Annotated in this window: 13 protein-coding genes and 2 pseudogenes; 5 read left to right on the forward strand and 10 right to left on the reverse strand. The window is 41.7% G+C overall.

Going from position 1 to position 21209, the window contains the following annotated elements:
* Positions 1-7: 7 nt before the first annotated feature.
* Complete coding sequence (locus AACU25_RS05110) at positions 8-382, reverse strand: hypothetical protein (protein WP_096583511.1); 375 nt, start codon at positions 380-382, stop codon at positions 8-10.
* 482 nt (positions 383-864) lie between these two features.
* Here AACU25_RS05110 and bchB point away from each other — a divergent pair, with 482 nt between their 5' ends.
* Together bchB and AACU25_RS05120 are read left to right on the forward strand one after the other, a co-directional pair.
* Positions 865-2391, forward strand: coding sequence for a ferredoxin:protochlorophyllide reductase (ATP-dependent) subunit B (bchB, locus tag AACU25_RS05115; protein WP_096574193.1), 1527 nt, complete (start codon positions 865-867; stop codon positions 2389-2391).
* Positions 2392-2670: 279 nt separating this feature from the next.
* Complete coding sequence (locus AACU25_RS05120) at positions 2671-2892, forward strand: hypothetical protein (protein WP_096574194.1); 222 nt, start codon at positions 2671-2673, stop codon at positions 2890-2892.
* 53 nt (positions 2893-2945) lie between these two features.
* Here the strand turns inward: AACU25_RS05120 and AACU25_RS05125 are convergent, their stop codons facing one another.
* On the reverse strand, positions 2946-4019 hold the full coding sequence (locus AACU25_RS05125; protein ID WP_096574195.1) for a tetratricopeptide repeat protein: 1074 nt from the start codon (positions 4017-4019) through the stop codon (positions 2946-2948).
* Positions 4020-4113: 94 nt separating this feature from the next.
* Between AACU25_RS05125 and AACU25_RS05130 the strand changes: the two are divergent.
* Positions 4114-4389: pseudogene (locus AACU25_RS05130) on the forward strand (ferredoxin:protochlorophyllide reductase (ATP-dependent) subunit B); the annotation flags it as partial.
* A 113-nt stretch (positions 4390-4502) separates the two neighbouring features.
* On the opposite strand, the gene AACU25_RS05135 reads toward AACU25_RS05130, so the two are convergent.
* Together AACU25_RS05135 and AACU25_RS05140 are read right to left on the reverse strand one after the other, a co-directional pair.
* On the reverse strand, positions 4503-6677 hold the full coding sequence (locus AACU25_RS05135) for a serine/threonine-protein kinase (protein ID WP_096574196.1): 2175 nt from the start codon (positions 6675-6677) through the stop codon (positions 4503-4505).
* A gap of 166 nt (positions 6678-6843) precedes the next feature.
* A complete protein-coding gene (locus AACU25_RS05140; RefSeq protein WP_096574197.1) occupies positions 6844-8532 on the reverse strand; it encodes a serine/threonine-protein kinase in 1689 nt (562 codons plus the stop codon).
* 604 nt (positions 8533-9136) lie between these two features.
* Between AACU25_RS05140 and AACU25_RS05145 the strand changes: the two genes are divergently transcribed.
* The gene (locus AACU25_RS05145) at positions 9137-10795 is read left to right on the forward strand and encodes a dipeptide ABC transporter ATP-binding protein (RefSeq protein ID WP_096574198.1); all 1659 of its coding nucleotides are present in this window, start codon (positions 9137-9139) and stop codon (positions 10793-10795) included.
* 432 nt (positions 10796-11227) lie between these two features.
* Here AACU25_RS05145 and AACU25_RS05150 read toward each other — a convergent pair whose 3' ends face one another.
* The 5 genes and pseudogenes from AACU25_RS05150 to AACU25_RS05170 all read right to left on the reverse strand — a co-directional run bounded on the left by AACU25_RS05150 (position 11228) and on the right by AACU25_RS05170 (position 19493).
* On the reverse strand, positions 11228-13513 hold the full coding sequence (locus AACU25_RS05150; RefSeq protein ID WP_096574199.1) for an amylo-alpha-1,6-glucosidase: 2286 nt from the start codon (positions 13511-13513) through the stop codon (positions 11228-11230).
* A gap of 1537 nt (positions 13514-15050) precedes the next feature.
* The gene (locus tag AACU25_RS05155; RefSeq protein ID WP_096574201.1) at positions 15051-15725 is read right to left on the reverse strand and encodes a rhomboid family intramembrane serine protease; all 675 of its coding nucleotides are present in this window, start codon (positions 15723-15725) and stop codon (positions 15051-15053) included.
* A gap of 53 nt (positions 15726-15778) precedes the next feature.
* Positions 15779-16426 (reverse strand): annotated as a pseudogene (locus AACU25_RS05160) (RNA-guided endonuclease InsQ/TnpB family protein); the annotation flags it as partial.
* A 15-nt stretch (positions 16427-16441) separates the two neighbouring features.
* Positions 16442-18331 (reverse strand): group II intron reverse transcriptase/maturase, encoded by a 1890-nt coding sequence (gene ltrA / locus AACU25_RS05165; RefSeq protein ID WP_199347133.1) that lies wholly within the window; start codon positions 18329-18331, stop codon positions 16442-16444.
* A 589-nt stretch (positions 18332-18920) separates the two neighbouring features.
* Positions 18921-19493: an RNA-guided endonuclease TnpB family protein gene (locus AACU25_RS05170; protein ID WP_321206855.1), complete on the reverse strand. Its 573-nt coding sequence runs from the start codon at positions 19491-19493 to the stop codon at positions 18921-18923.
* Positions 19494-19552: 59 nt separating this feature from the next.
* Between AACU25_RS05170 and tnpA the strand changes: the two genes are divergently transcribed.
* On the forward strand, positions 19553-19957 hold the full coding sequence (tnpA, locus tag AACU25_RS05175) for an IS200/IS605 family transposase (RefSeq protein ID WP_096574202.1): 405 nt from the start codon (positions 19553-19555) through the stop codon (positions 19955-19957).
* 299 nt (positions 19958-20256) lie between these two features.
* Here tnpA and AACU25_RS05180 read toward each other — a convergent pair whose 3' ends face one another.
* A complete protein-coding gene (locus AACU25_RS05180; RefSeq protein WP_096574203.1) occupies positions 20257-20979 on the reverse strand; it encodes a rhomboid family intramembrane serine protease in 723 nt (240 codons plus the stop codon).
* Positions 20980-21209 lie beyond the last annotated feature (230 nt).

Here is a 21209-nt window from a genome sequence, read left to right on the forward strand (position 1 = left end):
ACCTCAACTATCTCCTTCTACGTTTTTTTGTTGAGAGTTTTGCAACTGTTCCTCTCATTACAATTAAAAGAGGAACTCCAGAAATCATTAAAGATGGGATTAAAGCGTAGGTGAAAGAAGATATAGCCACACTCAAAAGCAATAAAAACAACCCGCCAAACAATACCCAGCCTGAAATCAGTATCCACCAAGGCATGGTTCCAGAAGACATATTTCTCATTGCCCGACCTCTCAGGTAAATCTCACCCATCGGGTCATACCCAGAGGGAATCCGCTCCTGATAAGTTGGTTGTTGCTTGCTAGGAATCTCAACTCTAATTTTATCTGAGTCAAAATTGCTGCGATCGCCAAAAAAATTTTCTCTTTCGTCGTTATTGCTCATTGTTTGTAGCAGATCATTTTCACGGCACATCAAGGCATTGATATACTATACAACTGCTAATTGAGCAATTTCGGACGCTGGTTAACGCTCATTTTTTTGTTGTTGGGTGCGATCGCTTTTTTGTTTTAGGAAAGAGAAATTTTCACTTTACAGTTGTCTTGATTTCTGTTGGTCTACTGAATACTGCTAATTCATCTGATATCTAAATTCGCAGTTTTCATCTCCCTGGCTTGTTTAATGAAAGGTTGCAGAAAATAAAGATTTATGTCACTTAAACAACATCATTGTTGTTTAAATTAAGCGCTAAAACCTTGATGGTACAAGAGTTTGAGCAATATCACTTGTCTTGAAACTTAATAATTTCCCCGTTTTATTAGGGCTACAAGTTTTGAGACAATCAGACAACGATGAGAAAACCAGCAATCATAAGTCCACCTCTTAACGGACTCTGTGTTATTTCAGTTTAAAAGGGAGAAAACCTGATGAAATTGGCTTACTGGATGTATGCAGGGCCAGCGCACATTGGTACGCTGCGAATTGCCAGTTCTTTTAAGAATGTCCATGCCATCATGCACGCCCCACTAGGCGATGACTATTTTAATGTCATGCGCTCCATGCTATCGCGGGAAAGGAACTTTACTCCGGTAACAGCCAGTGTTGTAGATCGCAACGTTTTAGCACGCGGTTCTCAAGAAAAGGTAGTAGAAAATATTACCCGCAAAGATGCCGAGGAACACCCAGATTTAATTGTTTTAACTCCCACCTGTACTTCTAGTATTTTGCAAGAAGACTTGCACAACTTTGTGGAACGGGCACAAATAGAATCGAAAGGCGATGTCATGTTAGCGGATGTAAACCACTACCGCTACAACGAACTACAAGCTGCCGATCGCACTTTGCAACAAATAGTGCAATTCTACATTGAGAAAGCCCGGAAAAAAGGCGAACTACCAGAAGGCAAAACTGCAAACCCCTCAGTCAACATCATCGGGATTTCTACCCTGGGTTTCCACAACCAGCATGATTGCACCGAACTGAAAAGGCTGATGGCTGATTTGGGAATTGAGGTGAACACTGTAATTCCTGAAGGCGCTTCTGTCAACGAATTAAAGAAGATGCCCCAAGCTTGGTTTAACCTAGTACCTTACCGCGAACTCGGTTTAACAACAGCTCGTTACCTCGAAGAACAATTCGGCACTCCTTACGTAGATATTACGCCAATGGGTGTTGTAGAGACTGCCCGTTGTATCCGCAAAATTCAGCAGGTAATTAACGCCCAAGGTGCTGATGTCGATTACGAAGAGTTCATCAACGAACAAACTCTGTATGTATCTCAAGCTGCTTGGTTCTCCCGTTCCATTGACTGTCAAAACTTAACTGGTAAAAAAGCTGTGGTGTTTGGTGACAACACCCACGCCGCCGCCATGACTAAGATTTTGTCACGGGAAATGGGGATTCACGTTGTTTGGGCGGGAACTTACTGCAAATATGATGCAGACTGGTTCCGCGAACAGGTAAGCGAATATTGCGATGAAGTTCTCATTACCGACGATCACGGAGCAATTGGGGATGCGATCGCCCGTGTCGAACCCTCTGCTATCTTCGGTACGCAAATGGAACGCCACGTTGGTAAGCGCTTGAATATTCCTTGCGGTGTCATAGCTGCACCTATCCACGTGCAAAACTTCCCCATTGGTTACAAACCATTCTTGGGTTACGAAGGTACAAATCAGGTTACAGATTTAATCTACAATTCCTTTACTTTAGGAATGGAAGATCATCTGTTAGAAATCTTCGGCGGACACGACACCAAAGAAGTGATTACCAAAGGAATTTCTGCCGAATCTGATTTGAATTGGACAAAAGATGGTTTAGCAGAACTCAACAAAATTCCCGGATTTGTGCGCGGTAAAGTCAAGCGCAACACCGAGAAATTTGCACGCGATCGCGGCATTAAAGATATCAATTCTGAAGTTCTTTACGCTGCGAAAGAAGCTGTTGGTGCTTAATTGAATAGTTGAATTCAGAAAATTCAGGGTGAAGAGTAAGAGATACTTTTTACCCTGATTTTTTAATTATAAATGTAGCATTTACTACATTATTATAAGCCGACTGTGCGTAGGCTCTAAGCAAGTTGAAAAGACAATGCGACAGGTGGCTAGGCAAAACGCACTACCCACTGTGCTAAGTTAACGTGAAACCCTTGTAAATTTTCACGGTTACCTACTTAGGGATTACAAATAAAACGAAGTGTGTATAATAGTTAATCCTGCTTTCTAGCTATAGGTATGAAATTCCTTAAAATTGGGCATCGACTTATTAACTTAAATGCAATAGCAACTGTTGAGTTTTCCAGCGAAAAAGTGATTATTGGATTAGTTACTCCTACTCAAGAAAATATTGAATTTTATGGGCAGGAGGCTCAAGATATAAAAGATTACTTTTATGATTCAAATTTGATATATATTATTCCCCCACCGCCAAAACCACCACTAGAAGTCCTCAGTTAAATCTTTTTAATTCAAGGGCGTTGGTTAAAAAATGCCCTTGGTTATATAAATTATTAATAATTGTAAAGATAATTTTCTGGATTACTTAGGTCGCTCAAATAACCGTAATCCATAGATGTGTCATAATCCTCTTTATAAAAAGACTCTTGATTCCAAAAATCATCAAATTCTTCAGAATCTAAATATGCTTGCTCCAAAGCTTCTATATTATCTAGTTTATCTTTATTCTGCTTCTGGAGAGGTTTATTAGAATTAGCTCTGAATTCTTGTAATATATTGTTTGCTACTGTTCTATTATATTCCTGTGGATCATTATTAGCTATTTTTTCAATAATTGCAATTGCATTACTAGGTAATTTTATTACTGCGAGAGCTTTCAAAACATACTGCCTAACCTGTGGAGCAGGGTAAGTTAAGTTATCTAACAAAAGTTCAATAGCTAAATCAGGAATATTGCTGAATCTCATAGCAAGTTTACGCATAGCTGATGCAGCTAATCTCTTACCGTCGTAGGAGCTTTTTCTTGATAAGTATGGAATAAGATAGGTAATTGCTTCCTCTCTATTAGATTCACCTAACTCAAAAGGATTCCAAACAGCTAGTTTTTCTGATTGATCATTTTCGCAAAATAATTTGGCAGCTATTTGAAAGTCTTTAGCAGCTTCCTCATTTTTCTTCAGTTTATGAAAGCTTTTACCTCGATTATAGAATGCTGGTGCAAAATTGGAATTTATATGTAAAACTTGATTAAATTCCTTAATTGCTTCTTCATACTCTTGGAATTGTAACTTACGTAGTCCATTTTCATACTTTCTGAGATCTAGTTGAACTGGGTGCCCTGGTGGTGATAACTGTTGCCCATCTATATGTTGATAAATTTTTCCTATTTGATATTTAGCATTTGAAAACTTGGGTTCGAGATGAAGAGTCTGGCTCAAATCTTGAATAGCACCATCATAATCTTGTAGTTCAGCTTTAGTTTTACCTCTATTGTAGTAAGCATAAGCATTATCAGGGTTAATACTTATTGCTTCACTAAAAGCTAAAATTGCTCCTGCTTTATCTCCGTTCTGAAGAAAGTCTACTCCTCGGTTAAAGGCACGCACAAAAGCTGGATTTTCTGACATGACAGCACGATTTGAATATATATCTAAATTTTAAGTTTTAGATTAATAGTTAACCTCAGAAATTCTACTGTTTAGATTCGATGAATAATTTATAGTTACAGATTTAATCTACAATTCCTTTACTTTAGGAATGGAAGATCATCTGTTAGAAATCTTCGGCGGACACGACACCAAAGAAGTGATTACCAAAGGAATTTCTGCCGAATCTGATTTGAATTGGACAAAAGATGGTTTAGCAGAACTGAATAAAATTCCCGGATTTGTACGCGGTAAAGTGAAACGCAACACCGAGAAATTTGCACGATATCGCGGCATTAAAGATATAAATTCTGAAGTTCTGTATGCTGCGAAAGAAGCTGTAGGCGCTTAGGCTAAAAATTTATAATCAAAATAATTTAGAGCATCCATAAAGGACGCTCTTTTTGCTATTGTATTCCTCATTAATTACGAATTACGAATTACGAATTACGAATTACGAATTCTCTAAGGTGTTCTTGTCGGCGTAGGGGTAGCCGTCTCTGTCGGTATTGGCGTACTTGTCTCCGTGGGTGTTGGTATAGGTGTTTCGGTAACTGTTGGTGTGGGTGTTGGGTTTGGTGGGGTAGGAGATTCGGCTTTAATGCTGAGTTCATAATCTGCTGATTCTGAGGCTGTGGAAACAACCACAAACTCATAAAAACCATCTTCTGGGAGTTTGATTGATAAACTCCTTTTCGACGAATCTTCTAAAAATTTGATTTTGCCAGATGGCGAATAAGCTGATAATAAAACTTTGGTACTTGCTTTCAAATTCGCTGTTAAAGATTGTTCTTTAACTAATTGAGCAATGTAGACTTTGCCATTACTAGGAGAAAGAGTACCACTGACAGTTTTACTAACAGTACCTTGGTCAAAAATTATTTTTTCAACAGCGCTTCCAGATAAAATGGCGCTGAGTTTATCACTAACAAAGCCATACCAAACTTGTCCAATTGGTTTATCAATAAAATTTTTGTTGCGCTGGGTGGGAAATGCTGCAAAGAAAGCTGCATCGCCTAAATCATATAAAGAACGGCTACCAACATTAACTTGGTTAACTTCTACTTTCCAGCGATCGCGTTCTGCTGATGTGTAGGTTCCTAGTTGCTGACGTGCTTTGGCGCTGAGTAGGGCTAGTTTGTCTAAAGCTTCTGCGGCTTGTTTATCCCATTGCGCCCGTAAACTCTCATCTTCAGGGCCATCGCTGAGAGTTCTTCCCTGCAAACTGGGGTTTTTCTCCCAGAAAAGCTGATTTACCAAATTCACATAAAAGTTATAGTCTATTCCCAATTGTTGACGGCGATCGCGCAATTTATTTTTGCGTTGCTGTTCGGCTTGGGAATACTGGGGTGCGGGTGTGGTGGGCGTTGCGGTAGGTGTGGGTGTGACTCCGCCAATGTTACCACCGTCGGATTGAATTAAATTCTTGATTCCCCACAAACCAACTCCCGCAAGACTCGCCCCTACTAGCACCGCTAACACAGTCTTTAGGGGTGATGAGGAATTTTGCGGTTCCGGGGAACGAACGGGGATAGGGGGAGGGGGAGAGGGTGAAATCGCAATAGTTCCCGATTCAGTAGGTTGTGTAGGGCGTTGAATCGGCGGTTGGATTGGTGGTTGAATGGGGGGCTGTATTGGTGGTTGAGTCGGCGCTTGAGTTGGTGCATTCCCAATAGTCACTACTGGGGAATTCAGCAGTTGTAAAACTTGATGCACCGATTGATAGCGATCGCCTGGTCTGGGCGATAACATTTTATTGAATAATTGCCCCAAAGCTGGGCTGAGACTAACTTCCCGTTCCCATTGCCAACTGAGGGTATAAGTATCAATTAATTCGTTTGGCTGTTTACCTGTCAGTAAAACTAACATAGTAGCCGCCAAAGCATATAAATCGCTGTGGGGAGACACCAAGCCAGTTTGCATTTGTTCTGGAGGTGCAAATCCCACCTTACCTAGGAGAGTGGGTGAAGGAGGCGAGCCAGCAACACCCGGCTGGTAATATTGGGAAGCGACAGTGGCGACGACTTGCTTCACACCCCCAAAATCAATTAAGACTGGCAATTGATCGCTTTTACGAAGAATTAAATTATCTGGGGAAATATCGCGGTGAATCACTCCCAAGGAGTGAATGTACTCCAATACCGGGAGAATTTGCTGTAAAAGTTGACGAATTTCCGCTTCGGTAAACCGCAAACCTTGCTGCTGACGATTATTTAATAAAGAACTATAAGTTTGTCCTTCCACATAATCTTGCACCAAAAACAGATATTCCTTCCCACCCAAATTGATGCGTAACATTTCCCGAAAGCGGGGAATTTGGGGATGTTGTAGCTGGTAGAGAACACTGGCTTCACGCTGAAACAGTTCTTCCGCCTTTTGTAAAACATAAGCCGTTTGTACTTGCGGCGAAAACTCCTTTAAAACGCAAAGTTCGCGGAATCTGTTAACATCTTCCGCCAAATAAGTGCGCCCAAAACCACCTTGTCCAATTTGACGCAAAATCGCATAGCGATCGCCTAAAACTTTTCCCGCTTGGATACTATAACTTACAGGTTGATCTGCTAACTTCTCGCCGCAATTATGACAAAAGCGACTACCAGCCGGATTTTCATGTCCTTGAGAGCAATACACAGAAGGCATATTAATTTAGTTTAGATTCATAGGGCATGGGGCATGGGGCATGGGGCATTGGTAATGGGTAATTGGTAATGGGTAATTGGTGTTTGGTGTTGAGTGTTTGTCATTAATTATTTCTCCCCCTGCTCCCTGCCCCCTGCCCCGTTGCTTTTCCCAATCCCCAGTCCCCCTAATTGCCAGATTTTACTTTACTTACTTGATCGGCTGCGATCGCATACCAAATTTGACCATAGGTTTGTTGATTGAGTTTCCCACGCTCTTGACCGGGAAACAACCGATCAAATTTGGCGTAGGTATCTTTTGTTAATTGATTCAGGGTGTAATTACCAAATTCACCGTTGCTTGCTTGTCGCCTCCAAGTGTCGAAATCTTTTTGACTGTAGCTTCCTAGTTTACGACGAGCGGCTGAAGAGAGATTAGCTTGTTCCAATTTTTGCAACAGGTTGTCTGCAATCCCACTCCATTCATCTCGTAATCGCCCATCTTCGGCGCTAGAGGTAAGGCTACGCCCTTGTAATTCTGGATGTTTTGTATAGAACAAGTTATCTACCATGCGAATGAAAAAGCCTTCGGGAATTTCTAGTTGTTGACGGCGACTTAAAATATCACTGTTGCTGCTTTTTCCTTTATCGCTAACTGGTTGACCAATGGGTAAGGAAATCGAGGGAATTGATGGGACAGAAATTGAAGATACCGCCCGAATTACACCATTTACTACCGCAAAAGTACCTGCAACAATTAATCCTACTGCAGCCGTTCCTCCCAAGCTGACAATAAAAGGACGTAACCAAACTGGAGCAGGTATTTTATTACTAATTAATTGCGTTTGGCTCTGGATTTTACTAATAATTTTATTAGTCTGTTTACCTTGTTTACCTCCCGGAGCGACAATCATTGTCTTAATTTTGGTAATGTAAGAGTTTGGTGGTTTGGTAGACATTTTTGTGGGTAATTCTTTCAAGACTTGATTGGCATTTTGGTAGCGAGCATTCGGTTGATAAGCTAACATCTTTTTGAATACTGCTTCCAATTTGGGGCTGACTTTGATTTCCTTGCCCCAACGCCACATTCCTTGATAACTATCATAAAGCCCTTGCGGTTCTTTACCTGTGATCAATACTAAAGCTGTCACCGCTAAGGAGTACAAATCACTACTAAAAAATACTTTACCTTGTCGTAATTGCTCCTCTGGAGCATAGCCTTTTTTACCTAATAAAGTATTATTTGCCGCTAATTGCGTAAACCAAAACCCTTGAGAAGCTGGTAATTGTTTCACGCCACCAAAGTCAATTAAGACTGGTAAATTATCAGAACGCCGCCAAATTAAATTATCGGGAGAGATATCGCGGTGGACTACATCTTTTGAATTTAAATAAGCTAATACAGGTAAGATTTTTTCTAATAATAAAAGTACTTCTTCTTCGCTAAAAGTTTTACCTTGACTTTGGCGTTGTTCTAATAGCTGATAATAATTATCACCATCTATATAGTCTTGGACTAAAAAGAAAAAATCCCTACCACCCAACTTCTCTTGTAACGAAGCGTGAAACCGAGGAATTTGTGGATGCTGGAGTTTCGTCAGTACATTTGCTTCTCTCTCAAATAACTCCTTAGCTTTTTGTAAGTCCTGCGGTTCTTCTACCTGGGGTGCAAATTCCTTCAGCACACATTGCTGATCGCCTTGATTTTTATCCTCTGCCAAATAAGTACGCCCAAAGCCACCTTGCCCCAATTGACGTATAATTTTATAGCGTTTATCTACCAGCTGCCCTACAGGAAGAGGCAATGGTTCACCGCAATGAGTACAAAAACGGTTACTGCCATTATTTACGTGTTGTTTAGTGCAATATACCTGCATGGCGCTGAGGGATAAATAAGGATTTTTAATAAATTGCTACAAGAGGCTAGGCCCCATTTACAGAAATTGTCGCAACTTCTACCTTGAATCAGCAACAGGCAAAAAGTTTCCTTACATATATTAGTCGGAGAGACGCGATTAATCGCGTCTCTACAAAAGCTTGCGTAGGGTGTGTTGTCGCCAAGCGCCGCACCGAGACACCATCAAATATTTAAGGTGCGTTAGCCTACGGCATAATACACCCTTGTATATTGAATTTTTATAGCCGCTCATGTTGTTTGAATTGAGATTCAATTTAGCCTCATATAACTTTCATGCAACATCGTGCAGGGTTAAGGCTTAAAGTTGTAACTATCATGCAATATCGTGCAGCATTAAGGCTTAAAGTTGTAACCTAAAGGCAAAACCTTTCAGCATTAAGCCTTAAAGTTGTAACCTAAAGGGTTAATGTTGCAACATGAAGGCTTCAAGCCCATCACTAAGGAACTTCCCATTACCAATTACCCAGTCCCCAGTCCCCAATCCCCAGTCCCCAATCATCTGCTAGACTAGCGTAAATTTGCAATTATAAAAGCTGCTAGCTCAGGGTTGAATATATAAAAATATGAGTGAAGCCTTATTTCGTGTCGAAAATCTGCGAGTTGCCTATCCTCAGTCTAGCGAAGAAGAACTCAATTGGGCGGTTGATGATGTATCTTTTACGCTGCAAGCTGGCGAAAAAATGGGGCTGGTGGGAGAGTCAGGTTGCGGTAAGTCAACTCTGGGAAGGGCTGTCATGCGTTTATTGCCTTCATCTAGCAGGATTGAAGGCAGCGTAAATTTTCTAGGTAAAAAAGTATTTGATTTAACACCTCAAGAAATGAGGAAGTTTCGCGGGGAAGCGGTGGCGCTAATTTTCCAAGATCCGATGACGCGGTTAGATCCGTTGATGACAATTGGTAATCATTGTTTAGAGACACTACAAGCGCACTCACCAGAATTATCAGCGAAGCAAGCCAAAGAAAAAGCGATCGCAACTTTAGAAAAGGTAAAAATCCCCGCAAGTCGCTGGAATCAGTATCCCCATGAGTTTAGCGGTGGGATGCGTCAACGGGTAGCTATAGCTTTGGCTTTACTTCTCAACCCGAAGTTAATTGTGGCTGATGAACCGACTACTAGCTTAGATGTCACCGTCTCCGCCCAAATTTTGCAGGAATTAACTCGCCTATGTGCGGAAGAAAATATGGGACTATTGTTAATTTCTCACGATTTAGCAATGGTTGCCGAGTACTGCGATCGCATTGGCGTAATGTACCAAGGCAAAATGGTAGAGATGGGTTCTACCGAGTCAGTATTTCGCCAACCTCAACATGAATATACGCGATCGCTTTTACAAGCAGCTTTGCATATTCAAGCTGTTGATGATATCGCCAATGAAGATTGGGGATTAGGAAGCGAAGAGATTCCCGCGCAAAACCCCATCTTGAAGATTACGGAACTTAAGCAGCATTACACCATCGAACCAAATTTTATTGAACGCCTATTTAAAGGACAAAACCAAACCATTAAAGCCGTTGATGGGATTAATTTAGAACTATACCCAGGCGAAATTTTAGGCTTAGTTGGAGAATCCGGTTGCGGGAAAAGCACATTATCACGGACAATTTTGCAGCTTATTCGTCCTACTGCTGGTAAAGTCGAATTTTTAGGAAAAGAATTAACCAGCTTATCACGCCAAGAAATTCGTTCCTCACGGCGACAAATGCAGATGGTGTTTCAAGATCCTCATGCTTGTCTCAATCCAGCGATGACGGTGGGACAAAGTATTGGTGATCCGTTATTAATTCACAACTTGGCTGATGCGACGAAAGCCAAAGAACAAGTATTGTCGATGCTGGAAAAAGTCGGGTTAACACCAGCAGAAGTATATTATCAGCGTTATCCCTCAGATTTATCTGGTGGACAACAGCAACGAGTAGCGATCGCGCGCGCTTTAATTACTCGTCCTAAACTATTAATCTGCGATGAACCCGTGAGTATGTTAGATGCTAGCGTACAATCGCAAGTATTAGATTTGATGTTGCAATTAAAAGAAGAGTTTGAGTTAACATACTTGTTTATTACTCATGACTTGTGGTTAGCAAGATTTTTATGCGATCGCATTGCAGTCATGAATGGTGGACAAATTGTCGAACTCGGCCCCACAAAACGAATTTTTGCTAATCCTCAACATCCTTATACTAAAACCCTACTAGCTGCTGCACCTTTATTAGCACGCGCTTAGGAGATTTCAATACTTGACGGGGAAGGGATAAAAGGGGGAAAGGCTTTGTATTTACCCTTTACCTTTTACCCTTTACCCTTTGCCCATTTTTGCAAAATGATACAAATTCTCTGGCTCAAAATTCAGAAGAAAACATAAAAGGATTACAAGGTTAATCAGCAAGAAACAATAGTTACCTCTCCAATTGCTTGTAATCCTTAGACACCACAATAATCTTCCAGCATTAGAGCAAAACTTGTTATTAAAGTACCTAACTTTAGATACAGTACACTTCTATCTAAAGGCAGAAGTCAAGATTAAATCTTAATGTAAGATTTATCACACTTAAATTGATAATTGCTGAGATTGCTTCGTGATAGATTATATCACTAGCTAACGGGGCATGGAGCATTGGTAACTCTTCACCATGCCCCATGCCCTATGCCCCATGCCCTATGCCTCAATCACCACTCGTAAATTGCCGCGTTTTTTAGCTACACGACAAGCGGTAGTGCTACCAGAACGCTCAAATTCTAAATCGAGGACGGTAGGGCCGACGTGCAAATTATGCAGGGAAAGGCGATTGATTGACTCTGGTAAAGCCGGATCGATAATTCGCAAGCAGTTATTTTGCGCGTCAGGAACGAGGTTGACGATCATTTGCAGCAGTTGGAAGATACTACCAGTCGCCCAAGCTTGGGGAGTACAAGCGACAGGATACTGTACAGGCGCATTATCACCGTTGCGTTCGTAACCACAAAACAGTTCTGGGGGACGTTGATATGGTTGCTGGGTAGTCATATCTACCAAACCTTGGAAGAGTTCTAAGGCTTGGTCGATTAAACCTAGCGATCGCAATCCCATTGCAATGATGGCATTATCATGAGGCCACACTGAACCAATGTGATAGCCCATTGGGTTATAAGCTGGCGATAAACTGCTGAGTGTGCGAATCCCCCAGCCATTAAACATATCTGGGGCGCGTAACCTTTCGGCGACGCTGTAGGCTTTTTCGGGTGTAAAGATGCCCAAATGTAAACAATGGCCGGGGTTTGAGGTAATACTATCTACCTGCTTCCCGTCACCATCTAAAGCCAAGGCGCAGAAATCTTGGTCTTCCATCCAAAAATCATGGTTGAACCGCATTTTCAGATTTCTGGCTTCCTCTAGCCAACGATCTGCTAAATCCAGCCGCTTTTTCATCCGTGCAATTTCTGCTAGGCGCATTTTCGCTGCATAGACGTAAGCTTGCACTTCACAAAGGGCGATGGGGCCGTTAGCTAACTCTCCCTTATGGTCTACAATACAATCGCCGGAATCTTTCCAGCCTTGGTTAGCCAGACCGCGTTTGGATTTACGATAGTAGCTCAAGTAGCTAGTTTCTTTAGTGTTGCTGTCAATCCATTCCATTGCTGCTAAAGCATTCGGCCAAAGCTGCTCTAATGTTTCTTGATCGTGCGTCCAGGCATAATATTCAGCATAAAGCATCAGCCATAGGGGTGTGGCATCAACAGTACCGTAGTAAGGTGTATGGGGAATTTCCTGACACCTGGCCATTTCCCCTAAGCGCAACTCGTGTAAAATCTTTCCAGGTTCTTCTTCGCGCCACTCATCATCAACTTTGCCTTGATATGTCGCTAATAGCGTCAAGGTTTCTTTGGCGATGCGGGGGTTTAACATCAAAGTTTGGGAAGCTGTAATGAGGGAATCTCGCCCAAACAATGCCGAAAACCAAGGTACACCAGCCGAAACAGTTTTATTCTTACCAAATGACTGGCGCAACAAATACATATCTTGTTCCGCCCGTTCCACCACTCGGTTAAAAGTGCTTTTATCGGTACTGATGCGGGTAATTTGTTGCACCCAATGCTGTTCTTCCATTAATTCAGCGGCTTTGGCTTGTGCTAAAGTCACCGCCGCACTTACAGTTGAACTCGGCTGATTATTTCGCAACATATTCACCCGATAACCCAACTTTTGGGTTTCGTGAGAAGCCAACTCTAGCTGCCATACCGCAGTGTAACCCTTAAAATAGTCTGGTTGCCGATACTGGAAATTAATCCGCGATTCCATCACCAAACCATCCAAACCTTGATAGGCGAGGGTTAAGGATTCATCCCGCACCATCGTTGGTTGAGTTTGTAGCGGGGAACCACCATCAGCAGCTGTTCCATCTTCTGGTGTTGGCTCTACTAAGCGTAACAGCCTACCGCGCTTGTCTCTGCCATAGCCACGCACTTCAAATAAATCCACAAAATCGGCATCAAAGCTGATACTCAGTTCAAAGCTAACGGTAGTTGTGCTGTAGTTAGAAACTTCAATCTCTTCAAAAAGTGCGCCATTTAGCACCAGTTCGCGACGAATCCCGACGGTATCAGCTTTGAGGCGTTCATCAATTCTGGGATTAGTACACAAAACCGAGAGTGCAAACCCTTTATCTGCAGTACTGCTAAGTAAAACAGGCGATCGCCCTTCAATCTGCAACTCTAGGCGGCTCAAAAAACGCGTATCACAGCAAAACAGCCCCATGCTAGGATTACCATCGTTGAGAGAGCATCCAGAAATGTTACCTATTGTATCTGTGATAAAAAATAAGTCATCATCTTTGACCGTCAGCGTTGGTTGTGGTCTTTCGCTTATAACACAAGGCCACTCCGGTATAGGCAATTGTTCTGCTGGAATATAAGTCTTTCCGTCTAAGAAAATTTTTTCCGGTGTCATCAGTATATCCGATGTCATTAGCCAGTCTTCCGTGTACAGGTCTAGATTTTCGCGTCAGCATAGCCCGCCGTAGGCATTGCATCAGCGTCAACAGGAAACAAGCCCCAGTTGAGGTTTGCCTCATTCGGAACTTAGGCACTAAGCTGAGTAAACTCAGTTGAGCCATTCAAGCCTAGATAATACTTACACAATCTGGAAAAAAGGGCAGCTATTAAATCTACAACAATCAAATTTTTAGCAATTGATAATTTCGACTCAGAAGTGTTGTAAACTCTTGAAAGCAGAAGCTTTTGAGTGTGATAACCCGAAAATATAATTAATCAAAGCTTCAGGTTGCAACTGCCTTTATTAGAAATTTATATTTTTGCTCAATTTTCGAATGTTTCTTTAAGGTTTGAGCAGGAGAAAATTAAGCATAAATACAGATTCAACAATCAACCGATTTCAGAATTGCAGAATTGCGATCGCCTTCTGAACCTGAAACTATACCATTGTGAAAAAAGAACGCCACAGATAGGTAGGGGCACGGCATCAGTAAGATAATGGATACACCACAAAATTGTGGATGCCGTGCCCTTACAAAGAAATTATTTGTCGCAAACATTATTGAAATCAGTATTAAATTCGCGGCTGTGCTGTGTCAACTGTAAATGAAAGCTAGAATAGCCTATAGCTTGTGCGAATTATTCAGCACGCGCCTGAGCATATATTTATAGAAATTTGCTTAAATTAGCTGGTTTATCAATTGTGACGCTAATGCACGATTTGTAAACTTGATTCACGAGTTCGTGCACTTGATTCACGAGTTCGTGCACTTGATTCACGAGTTCGTGCACTTGATTCACGAGTTCGTGCACTTGATTCACAAGTTCGTGCAGTTGATTCACAAGTTCGTGCACTTGATTCACAAGTTCGTGCAGTTGATTCACGAGTTCGTGCACTTGATTTTTGAGTTGAAAAATAACTAATAGCAATTTGAACAAAGAATGCCACAGATAGGTAGGGGTAAGGCAGTGCCCATTGGTGTCAACTTCAGCTAAAAGCTATATGGGGCGCGCATTGTACAAATATCCTTGCCCTCATCCCCTAACCCCTTCTCCCCCGGGAGAAGGGGAACTAAATCTCTTGCTCCCCTCTCCTGGTGGGAGCTAAGGTGTACACACAATTTATCGAATCATTACCATTCCTCGAATTACCCCACCCTAACCCTCCCCTTGCAAAGGGGAGCCACTGCGTTGCGGGGGTTCCCCCCGTTGTAGCAAGTGGCGTGAGGGAACTTGATTTTCCGGTTTCCCCCCTTGCCAAGGGGGGATTAAGGGGGGTAAAACCCGGATCTCAAAATAACTCCGATTTGTGTGTACACCGTAGCCTGGTGGGAGAAGGGCACAGGGTGAGGGCGAAACCTTGCAACCAAGCAGGTTTCACGTTAAGTTGACACCTATGTGCCTTGCCCTTACCCGCATACCTCATCTACCTGAAATAGGCTGTATCATCAAGTCTCGAAGAGTTGATACAGTCTATCCTGTGTCAGCAGTAGAAACGGTAAACAAACAAACTAATACTCTTGCTTAAATAATCCTAATAAGGGAGCAAGAATTATGCCAAATACAAAACCCCCAATATGTGCCCAGTAAGCAACTCCGCCTGTTTCAACACTCATATTAGCTGCTGTTTGTAGGCTAACCACACCAGAAAGTACATTCTGAACAATGAACAGCCCTATTAATATCATTGCTGGAACTCTAATAGTGGTGACAAAAAATCCTAAAAAGGCTAAAGTCATAACTCTAGCGTGAGGGAAGCGGATAATATAAGCACCTAAAACTCCAGAAATGGCACCACTTGCACCCAAAGAAGGAATCCCAGAATTCATGCCAATAAACCATTGGCATAAAGCAGCTAAAGCACCGCAAGTCAAATAAAAAATTAGATATTTGAGATGACCTAAACGGTCTTCAATATTGTTACCAAATATCCACAGAAAAACCATATTCGAGATTAAATGCCACCAACCACCGTGTAAAAATTGTGATGTAAATAACGTTGTCCACTCTGAGGAAAAGTTGGTGGTTAATTCTCGTGGTACTACTGCATATAGTCGAAAAAATTGCTCTAGTTGTGCATTAGATAAACTCACTTCATGAAGAAAAACTAAAACGTTCATCCCAATCAGCCCATAAGTTAAGTATGGGGTGATGCGCGTCGGATTTTCGTCGTAAAGGGGAAACACAGGTGTTTTTCCTAACTATTATTATCTGCAATTTGACACTCGCCCGCTAATTGCTAACGCAATGTAGCGGGAGATTCTTGTTTCTCAGAAACACGCTTTTTGGTACAAGTACCAACGAGTCTTACTGCTTCTCCACAAGCTTGAATTTCTGTGTGCCCCACAGTATTTGTTGACAGTATTCTTATCCCTTCTGCTCTCAAGTTCCGTGATGCATTTTCATCCCTATCATGAGTTGTTTGGCAACCTAAACAAATCCACTCACGGATACTTAAATTCAGTAAATCATTTTTATGACCGCAGCATGAACAAAGCTTTGAACTAGGAAAGAATCTGTCAACTGGAACGAATTTACCTCCCTCTCTATCTAGTTTGTAGGTGATGAAATTGAGCAGCGTACTGAAACCAGCATCATGTATTGATTTGGCTAACTTGGTACGCGCTAATCCTTTAACACAAAGGTTCTCAGCTACTATAACTTGGTTATCGTCAACTAACTTTCGTGAGAGTTTATGGAGAAAATCTTGTCTTGTATTTGATATTTTTTCGTGAACTTTGGCAACTACTTTAACTGCTTTACACCTATTACTAGATCCTTTAACTTTGCGAGATAAAGATTTTTGTCTAACTCTTAGTCGTTTGGCGTATTTTCTTGTGGGTTTGATTGGGTCAACCTTATAACAGGTTTCACCGTCAAAAACAGTTACTAGGCTATTAAACTAAGCCGCTCCGTCACCAGAGCGACTCGTCTTCAAAACCGTGCGTGAGAGTTTCCCCTCACACGGCTCCTCAGTGGTTTGGTGCTTGTCCAAGTGCATACCTCCACCCAAATCATCTTTGGCTGTTTTTGAATCGTGGCAGTGTTTGTGAAGTACCTGAAGGTTTTTATATTCGTCTTTTCCCCCTTGACTCCGGGGTAATATGTGGTCTACTTCTAGGAGGTCTTCCATTTTGAAATACAATCCGCAGTGAGTACATTTTCCTTTCTGCTTTTTCAAAAGTGTTGTCACTCTTTTGGGCATTTCAGGATGTGTACCCATTCTTGAACTCCAGTAAACTAGGTCGCCATTGTATGGGCTGGATTCACCTTTTACTTTTATATGCCTAACTATTGAGGTGTCGGCATGGTCGAAAAGTCGCATTGGGTTTTTGCCTTCTTGCGGGGTGGAAAATACCCAGTTATCACCACCGATTGTGTGCCAATATTTCTTTGACACCCATTTCCCTGTTTTGTTGGGGTGGCGGTGTTGTGCCCAGGCTTTCAGCTTTGGATACATGAGATTATCTAACCTGGAGTAAGCTTCTTTGCTTACGACCGTTGAATAGTAATTAGACCATCCTTTGATTATTGGATTTAATTTTCCAATTAGTGCCTTCTGAGGCAATGCCTTATGGTCATAGATGATATTAGCTATTCTTTCGTAGTGTATCCTTTGCTTTTCTTCGCTGGGGGTGATGATTGTTTTAAAGCCTTGTTTTGAGTGGTATTTACCCACGGGGAATTGCCTAATATTAAAACCGAGAAAGTCGAATCCTGGTTTTTCATTTTCATACTTGTGGAGGGTATGGGTTAGGCGTGTTTTTGATGGCTTTAATTCCAAACCCATGTCTTTTAACCACTCAGATATGATTATCTGGCATCTTTGGACAACGGTTATGTCTTCATGGAGAATCACGAAGTCATCGGCATATCTCACAACAGTGAGAGAACTAATTTTATCCTTTGCTGCCATTATCTTCCCGTTAGGGTAGTATAGCTTTAGTGTCTGGGCTAATTGTTTAGTTCTTTCTTCAATTCCGTGGAGGGCAATATTTGCTAAGAGTGGGGAGATGACCCCACCTTGCGGTGTACCCTCAGATGTCTCTTGAAACTGCTTGTTATCCATCACCCCCGCTTTTAACCAAGCCTTGATTTGTCGGCGAATGGTGGGGAATGTATTTAATTTTTTTAGCAGTGCCGAGTGGTCGATTTTATCGAAACACTTGCTTATATCAGCATCTAATACGAATTTGGGCTTCTTATTGATGCTGTTAAAGATTGCTTCAATAGCGTCATGACATGAGCGTCCTGGTCTGAACCCGTATGAGTTCGGTTCAAATTTAGCCTCCCATTCTGGCTCAAGTGCCATTTTTACGAGGGCTTGCAAGGCGCGGTCATACATTGTGGGTATACCCAATGGTCTTTTCTCTTCCTTACCAGGTTTTGGAATCCATACACGCCTGGTAGGTTTGACCTTTGAGCCTAGTTTTAGTTTGGCAACTAAGGCGAAACGTTGCTTTGGGGTCAGTGACTTAACACCGTCCACACCCGCCGTTTTCTTGCCCTGGTTATCTTGTGTTACCCGCCTGACCGCTAAACATTTTGCTGACCAAGACTTCATCAACGTCTTTTGGAGTCTGCGAACTGCATTGACTTCACCACGTAATGAGGCTCTGTAAATTCTTTTTTGCAACTTAAAGACACGTTTTTCTAGCTGTCGCCAGTTAATATGCCTCCATTCCACCATCGATTTATCATCCTGATTTAGGGGAATTGCTTTGTCCTTCAAGGGAGGGGCACTTGCTTCCTTTGATTCAGTTATGACTTGTCGTGTTTTAGACTTATTCATTACATAATATGACTTTACATTCCAAATCACCGTGAGTTTGTCAGCATATCCCTGGCATTACCCAAGGCGTTCGCTTCTAACTCAATCTTTCCTAGCTGCTGCATACGGTTAGCACCTGCTTGGTATCGACCACCCAAGAGCAAACAGCTTTGTTACTTCGTTCCGATTGACAATTGGTTGAGCCTTTAGAGTTGATGCTATCCACCGGGTTTATTGGGAGTGCTGCTAGTCAGCTAAACATCTGCTAGCCCCTTATCCTTTTGCCTTTTGGCTCCTCCGTGCCAGCCTTATTACGGAGGTTCCTTGTAACGATGGTTTGGGCACATCTTCGCTTTCGCTACTCATAGGTTCTTGCTCGAAGGGAACCAGTTTTAGGCTGCCAGTTTTACCTCCTTTTCACCCCGCTTCAGGCTTTGATGGCTAGTCGCAAACCTGGGGGTGATGCTTTCACCGTTGCACCTACGGGGAAGGACTTTTAACTCCGTACTCTAGGATTTCTGAGTTAATCACCTTCATGGTCAGTCAGTTATCAGGTTTTGTTCTGGTTACCCAGTTCTTTTACCTGTCACTCATCCCTGAGTATTTCTACTCATTTCGAGCGAACGAATCGCACATTTAGCCCAAGGTCAATTCCTGATATCTTCCCAAGATGAGTTGTGGTTAATTCGTCAGTCTCGAACAGTATCGCCGCAAAATATTTATCTGTACTTGTCTTAGAAACAGTTACGGATTTAATCTTGCCATTTACACTCTTGGAAAGACTAACTTTAACCAATCCAAGTTTAGGAAGTTTTAAACTACCATTCTTAATCGAACAGCTTTCAGGAAAGCGGATTGACTGTTTAGAATGTTTACTTTTGAACTTAGGGAATCCAGTACGTTTTGAAAAGAAATTTTTAAACGCAGTTTCTAGATTTTTAAGCGATTGTTGTAGGACGGCAGCAGTCGGTTCTTGTAGCCATTCATAATCAGATTGTTTCTTCAACTGAGTCAGGTCTTTTGCCATTTGGCAGTAAGTCATCCCCGAACCTGTGTCTTGATATTGAGTATTAGTTTTGTTGAGGTAGAAATTCCAAACAAAGCGGGAACACCCAAAGCTCTTAGCTAAAGATATCTCTTGCTCTTTGTTTGGATAAATTCTGACCTTTAATACATCTAACATCAATATAATTTGCGCGAAACTAGTGGTAATATACTATTTACCGCTATGCTTGTCAATATATGTATAATAATGGTTTCAGGTCTGTTTACAGGCTTAACGCTCATATTGTTTTGGTCGTGAAATACCGCAGAAAAGCTATTAATGCAGAAATCCTAAACAGGCTAAAAGAAATAATCACGGACACCCTCAAAAAGTGGGATTGTGAGTTATTGGAATTTAATGGAGAAGCAGACCATGTACATTTATTAGTTGACTACAAGCCTGACAAGCCCCTCTCAACACTCATTGGAAATATCAAAACAGTGAGCAGCAGATTAATTCGCAAAGAGTTTCCCTGGCTAGCTAAAAAATACTTCTACAACAAACCTTACTTTTGGACTGGCGCGTATTTTGTAGCTAGTTGCGGGGGTGTCACAGTTGAACAATTAAAAAATTACGTTGAGAAGCAAGAACAACCAAAATAATGATTCGCTGTGCTCAGTTTTATATTGGTCGCAATTCATCTCCCGTTACAGTCGCAGACTTAACGGGAGATGAATTGCTCCATTAAGATAGCTTGAGCGACGCTTCGTTGCGAAGTTTAGGTATTTACACCTGTTTTGGTCATTTGTCATTTGTCATTTGTCATTTGGTAATGGGTAATTGGTAATTGGTAATTGGTAATTGGTAATTGGTAATAGGAATTTCTCCCCCAGTACCCAATCCCCAGTACCCAGTCCCCAATCCCCAATCCCCAATCCCCAGTCCCCAATCCCCAATCCCCTCACCCCCAATTCCTAGAGGCTGTTCGGGGTTTGTCGCTAAATAAGCCTAAGATGGGGCCGAGAATTGCGCCAAATAAGAACCCACCAGCGTGCGCCCAATATGCTATACCACCGTTTTCCATCCCGATGTTGGTGGGTGTTTCCAGGCTAGCAACGCCGTAAAAGGCTTGTTGAATGAACCAGAACCCTAAAAAGAAGTATGCTGGGACTCGGAAAGTGGGGAAGAAAAACCCTAAAGGGATGACACCAAGAATTTCGGCTGTGGGAAAGCGAAGAATATATGCTCCCATCACACCTGCGATCGCACCACTCGCCCCTAAAGATGGAATACTAGAATTTTGTGAAAAGTACCACTGGCTTAATGATGCCAAAATTCCGCAAGATAAATAAAATAGCAGATATTTAAAATGACCTAATTTATCTTCGACATTATTTCCAAAAATCCAGAGGAACAACATATTACCCGCTAGGTGTAATAAACCACCGTGCAAAAATTGTGAGGTAATTAAAGTAGCCCACTCTGGTACAGGTTGATGTACAGATATCCCAGCAAAACTTAAAGTCAGTTCTTTGGGAACTACCGCAGCCAAGCGTAAAAACCCATCTAAGGCTTGAGGAGGAAGACTAGCTTCATAAAGAAAAGCTAGAACATTGGCAGCAATTAGCCCAAAGGTGACATAAGGCGTGATTTCTGTAGGATTATTATCTCTAATTGGAACCACGGGCGTTTATTCCTCATCTATAAGCAACTAGCCTCACAATACTGAATTTTGCTAGTATTCGCTTCTACCTCATGGATGGATATCAACCTAACCCCAGTTAGGAATTGAATTTTTTCAAACGAAATAGGGAAGAGAATAAATTTTTATTTACAAATTTCTTCTATAAATTCAAGTTTTAAAAGTAGACACAGTTAAGAAGCTATTTATAAATTAAAAATAAAATTATTGTA

Source organism: Tolypothrix tenuis PCC 7101 (assembly GCF_963874875.1).
GTDB lineage: Bacteria > Cyanobacteriota > Cyanobacteriia > Cyanobacteriales > Nostocaceae > Aulosira > Aulosira tenue.

Coding starts and splice junctions, on each gene's coding strand:
- AACU25_RS05140 (WP_096574197.1), bottom strand. CDS start 8,532: ATGCAGGTATATTGCACTAAACAACACGTAAATAATGGCAGTAACCGT.
- AACU25_RS05170 (WP_321206855.1), bottom strand. CDS start 19,493: ATGTTAGATGTATTAAAGGTCAGAATTTATCCAAACAAAGAGCAAGAG.
- tnpA (WP_096574202.1), top strand. CDS start 19,553: ATGTATAATAATGGTTTCAGGTCTGTTTACAGGCTTAACGCTCATATT.
- ltrA (WP_199347133.1), bottom strand. CDS start 18,331: ATGAATAAGTCTAAAACACGACAAGTCATAACTGAATCAAAGGAAGCA.
- AACU25_RS05120 (WP_096574194.1), top strand. CDS start 2,671: ATGAAATTCCTTAAAATTGGGCATCGACTTATTAACTTAAATGCAATA.
- AACU25_RS05125 (WP_096574195.1), bottom strand. CDS start 4,019: ATGTCAGAAAATCCAGCTTTTGTGCGTGCCTTTAACCGAGGAGTAGAC.
- AACU25_RS05135 (WP_096574196.1), bottom strand. CDS start 6,677: ATGCCTTCTGTGTATTGCTCTCAAGGACATGAAAATCCGGCTGGTAGT.
- AACU25_RS05145 (WP_096574198.1), top strand. CDS start 9,137: ATGAGTGAAGCCTTATTTCGTGTCGAAAATCTGCGAGTTGCCTATCCT.
- bchB (WP_096574193.1), top strand. CDS start 865: ATGAAATTGGCTTACTGGATGTATGCAGGGCCAGCGCACATTGGTACG.
- AACU25_RS05150 (WP_096574199.1), bottom strand. CDS start 13,513: ATGACATCGGATATACTGATGACACCGGAAAAAATTTTCTTAGACGGA.
- AACU25_RS05110 (WP_096583511.1), bottom strand. CDS start 382: ATGAGCAATAACGACGAAAGAGAAAATTTTTTTGGCGATCGCAGCAAT.